This is a genomic window from Pseudomonas sp. O39 (genome assembly GCF_045447295.1).
GTDB lineage: Bacteria > Pseudomonadota > Gammaproteobacteria > Pseudomonadales > Pseudomonadaceae > Aquipseudomonas > Aquipseudomonas antarctica_A.
The window spans coordinates 1-4358 of the sequence record NZ_JBJGXV010000047.1; the positions used below are offsets into that span (position 1 = coordinate 1).

A 4358-nucleotide genomic window follows, 5' to 3' on the forward strand; every position below is an offset into this window, starting at 1 on the left:
GGGTTCATGAGTGGGCGAGTTGGCAGAAATCTTAGCAATTTCCGGTTTGACGGACGATTTTTTGGTGAGGTTGAACACAGGAGCAGTGGACGTCCCACGCACCAGTAAGCTGGCGCGCCTGGCCACGCGCAGAGCACTAATACCGCTGACGATGATCAATGACCCGATGAAAAACGACACGGTTGACTGGTAACCCACGGGATAGGCCGTGAACAGTAACAGGGCGAAGATCACCTTCGCACTGCCGGTGACGACTGACAGGCACCAATGAGGGTACCGGACGACAAACGCCGACGTGATGATCAGCAAACCAAAGATGAAATAGGAGAAACCGAAAATAATCGCCAGCAAGAGGTTGCTATAGGTCTTGTTGGCCAGAATCAACAGGGACACGAAGAAACACACGCCGTCCTTGAAAAATAGCACGGCCTTTTGCGCACCGATTCCGCTTGAGGCGACACTAAGCGTGACAAGGCTTTCCAGCAACAGCAGGATCCCGAACGCATTCATTGGGAAATACGATACCCCGGTCCATGCCGTCGATCAGCACACATGTGCCCATCAAGCCTCACATCAAACCGATGCAGCCAATCACCCTGGCTTTGGAGCGGACGAACTCTGCGCCGAACAACAGCAATGCGATCTGAATCATGAAATGTCCCCGTGTTGTCAACGTTGCCAATCGAGGTCGCGCATCATTATTTGTAGTGACTAATTTTCCAGTTGCCGACGATCACCTCGCCACTCGAATTCGCAATCAGGCCTGGGGTGATGTCGCAGATGACCCTGGTACCCGAGCCCTGGGCAGTGATGCGGAACGTCAGAGAGGCCCGCCCTGCCTGCGCTGTTGAGTCGACCAATGATGCCGAAGCTTCTCTTGGTCTTTGGGGTGTACTCGTTCAAGCACGTCATTGAAGGTGGACAATACCGGCGCGTCGATGCCCAGTACCCCACCGAGGTTATCGCCCCAGTAAACCTCGCCTGACTCGGGGTGCACCCTTCGCCCGCTGCTCGGTCGCCGTCGAGGTCGTAACGGCGCGCCGAGTTATCCAACGCCCGCAGAAAAACGATCAATAAGGCGGTTGCGCACAGATAACACTGGGCCAACAGCAGTGGTTCTCCCGGGTTAAGCCCCTTGAGGAAAAACGGCCCTTGGCCGATGTCGGTGTAACGAATCACCAGGGTTGCCATGGTCAGTAGCGCCAGGGTTGCGACCCACCCAGCCCAGGTGACCGCCACCACCACGCAGCAGATGATCGGAATACACGCAAGCCCAAGTTCATCGCGGAGCAGGTCGAGTCGGTAATGCTGGACTTCAACCAGTGGGATTTGACGCCGAAGATAAACCAGGTACTCAGGCAAATCAGGACAAACGCGATTACTCCCGTGAGCCTGGCCAGCCACCCGCTGCGACAGACATTCAGATCAACATGGAGCAGTCTCATGATCGCAATCGTGGAGAAGATCACCCCGGTAATGTTGGCGATCCAGGTCACCCACAGCAGACGTTGCAGTGGCACATCGCGGGCGAACTACAGCCAGGTTCCGATCAGTGCCGCTTCCACAGCGCACACCACCACGCTGGCGATTACCCAAAGCACAATGGCGTTCAAGTGGTCATTTCGCCGGGCGAAACGGCGCACCAGCCAGGCAATACAAATGCCTGTGCTCAATGACAGGCAGGAGTGCACAAGCGTGGAGACCCAATCGTGTCGCCTCTGGAGCTCCAGAAAAATTCGCGTGCTCAACAGAACCGCAAACAGCAGTGGCTAACGAGAACGTTGCGAGATGAAGACCGCCACGCCCGCAGGGAACCACACAACGGACACCAGGGAGAAAGGGTCAACGAACTCAAGCGAAATAATACCTGTCACGTAATAGGAATGTGCCTAGATCAGTAAGCTGGCAGCCTGCAGTAGAAGCCAGGGTGATATCACTGGCGTTTTTCCGATTCAAAAATGTGGATGAGGTTTACGTTATGGCTTATTGACAGACAACGGCGTCATAACGCTGAGGGTTCAACTCTGATGAGGCGTAGGCGTGTGCATGACGGCAAACAGCGTGAACAGAGCGCACAAAGCGGCGGTTAGCAGAGGTAAACCGTGCAAACCTAAATGCATAGAAATTCCGGCCAATACCGGGCCCAACAGTGCGCCGATGCCCCATGCAACCGACAGTGCGCTGTAAACCCCGACCAGTTCGGTGCCGCTGAAACGCTCACCGACCTGAGTCACCACCACCGTATAAATCCCGACAAAGACACCGCCCCAGACAAACAATAACCCATACGAAAGCCAGCGCTCAGTGAGTGCCAATGGCCAGATCAGCGCGCCAACCGCTGAAAGCGCCGACAACACAATGATCAGGCGACGGCGGTCAATGCGGTCTGCGAGCCAGCCAATCGGCAACTGTAGAACGATCGCGCCAAACAACAGCATAGACAGCAACCATGTGGCCTGCTGCACGGGCCAGCCCACGTTGATGGCGTAAATCACTAGCATGTTCATTCCGGCGCTTTCCAGTGCGCCGTTCAGCGCGGCCGCTACCAGCGCAAGCGTTGCAATGTGCAGATACAGAGAGAGCGGGCGGCCCTTTTCGTGCGCAATCGGACGGCCGTCGGCGTTGATCCCGAGCAGCGAGAGGCTGGCGAGTATTGTAATAAAACTGCCGACAAAGAATGCTGCCGACGACGCGTTTCCCAACCAGGACAGAATGAACGGCCCTAGGGCAAATCCCAAAGACAGGCTGGCCACATACATCGCCATCGTTTTTGCCCGGGCCTGCTCAACCGTCGTGTGATTCAGCCAGGTTTCCGACACCACCATAATGATTTCGCTGAAAAGCCCGAGGCCCAGGCGCAGTACAAACCAGGCTTCGATGGGTACGAAGGGGAATGCAGCCAACAACACCACCAGCAAGCCCAGCGAAATGGCCAACAACCGCCTGGGACTGAAACGGCGACACAGCATCGGCAGAAATGGAGCGATGGCAAACACACCGACCGCATGCATGGCGGCATTGATGCCAACGTAAACTTCACTGAAGCCTGCGGTCGTCAACTTGATCGCAATCAAGGGCGCACTCAAACCGTAGCTCAATCCAAAAATCATCACCGTCAAGGTGATGAGCAGCTTGTTACGGTTATCAATCACTTCGTTCATCGGCGTCTTCGCTGTATTGATTGGCAGGCGTCTTTCACGTATCCGTACTCAAGGGTTGCGGCGTTGGCACCGAACTATAGACACCGTTTGAACAGAGCAGGCAAATAGTTTTAGACGCCGCCACCAATGTGCGTAAGAGCGTAATACGGAAAAGATGCGTCCGAGATTCGAGAAAAGTAGGTAAAAATCGATTCACCCCACGTTTCGGCAAACAGCCATGTATAGAATTATTGAAATTCCTATATATCAAGAAGGCTGCCTGTGGCTGCAAATCGCCCTACCCTGTTATCGCCTAGCATCAGCAAAGTAAAACTGCCAGAGGTGCGCAGGTACATTTATGGCCCAACCAGGTTTTCCAGTTCCTGAGCACGGGTGCGGGTCATGTCTAGCAGGCAGTTAGAACCGTTGAACTGATCAATGGAGCCACCAGTCGCCGAGCCGGCGAAGGCGCAATTGGCGTCCCGGTATTTGATCCACAAGCGTTGCACATTCTGTAGTCGCTGTTTGCGGTTGCCTTCCTGGGCCGCCAGAGCGGTTTTGTACGCCTTGTTCAGCCGCTCGTCCTGCAACTTCGTTTCAGTGGCGTTGCAACTGACCATAGTGGCCGTGGTATTAGCGCCATCCATGCAACCTTTCAGCGCCAAACTCGCGGCGGCCGAAGCGTTGCCGCTTAGCGCCAGGAGCAGGGCGCTGGCGGCGAAGGGAGCGAGCAGTGATTTATGGTTCATTGTTGGTTTTCCTGATTATGAGTCGATTGGTAATCTAATCCAGTGCGGTGAACACTTCCAGCCGCTGCTGAATTTAATGCGCGATAGCCTACTGACCAGCGGTGTTATCCACTGCGATGAAATACGGGTACAGGTGTTGAGAGAGCCTGACCGAGACCCAAGCAGCCAGTCCTGGATGTGGGAGCAAACCGGAGGCCCGCCAGATAAGCCAGTGATCCTTTTTGACTATTCCGCCAGCCGCGCAGGAGTTGCCGACGCGCCTGCTCGAAGGTTATTGCGGCTATGTGATAACCGGTGATTACGCCAGTTACAACGCGCTGGGAGCGCAAGCTGGAGTCGAGCGTATAAGGTGTTGGGCGCATGCTCGTCGTGAGTTCGTGGAAGCACAAAAAGTGCAGCCTAAAGGCAAGACGTGGCGTATCGACATAGCGCTGAACTTGATCAACAAACTTTATGCGTAGAGAGTGAT

Annotated in this window: 4 protein-coding genes and 1 pseudogene; 2 read left to right on the forward strand and 3 right to left on the reverse strand. The window is 55.0% G+C overall.

Annotation, left to right across the window (positions count from 1 at the left end; all coding sequences use genetic code 11):
• Positions 1-510: hypothetical protein (locus ACI77D_RS29105; RefSeq protein WP_407018071.1), on the reverse strand; the 510-nt coding region annotated here is incomplete at its 3' end.
• A 795-nt stretch (positions 511-1305) separates the two neighbouring features.
• Here ACI77D_RS29105 and ACI77D_RS29110 point away from each other — a divergent pair.
• Positions 1306-1773, forward strand: coding sequence for a hypothetical protein (locus ACI77D_RS29110; RefSeq protein WP_407018072.1), 468 nt, complete (start codon positions 1306-1308; stop codon positions 1771-1773).
• Between the two features lie 245 nt (positions 1774-2018).
• Here ACI77D_RS29110 and ACI77D_RS29115 read toward each other — a convergent pair whose 3' ends face one another.
• On the reverse strand, positions 2019-3203 hold the full coding sequence (locus tag ACI77D_RS29115) for an MFS transporter (RefSeq protein WP_407018074.1): 1185 nt from the start codon (positions 3201-3203) through the stop codon (positions 2019-2021).
• 293 nt (positions 3204-3496) lie between these two features.
• The gene (locus ACI77D_RS29120) at positions 3497-3889 is read right to left on the reverse strand and encodes a lysozyme inhibitor LprI family protein (RefSeq protein ID WP_407018073.1); all 393 of its coding nucleotides are present in this window, start codon (positions 3887-3889) and stop codon (positions 3497-3499) included.
• A 34-nt stretch (positions 3890-3923) separates the two neighbouring features.
• Here ACI77D_RS29120 and ACI77D_RS29125 point away from each other — a divergent pair.
• A pseudogene (locus tag ACI77D_RS29125) lies at positions 3924-4344 on the forward strand (transposase); the annotation flags it as partial.
• Between the last annotated feature and the right edge of the window lie 14 nt (positions 4345-4358).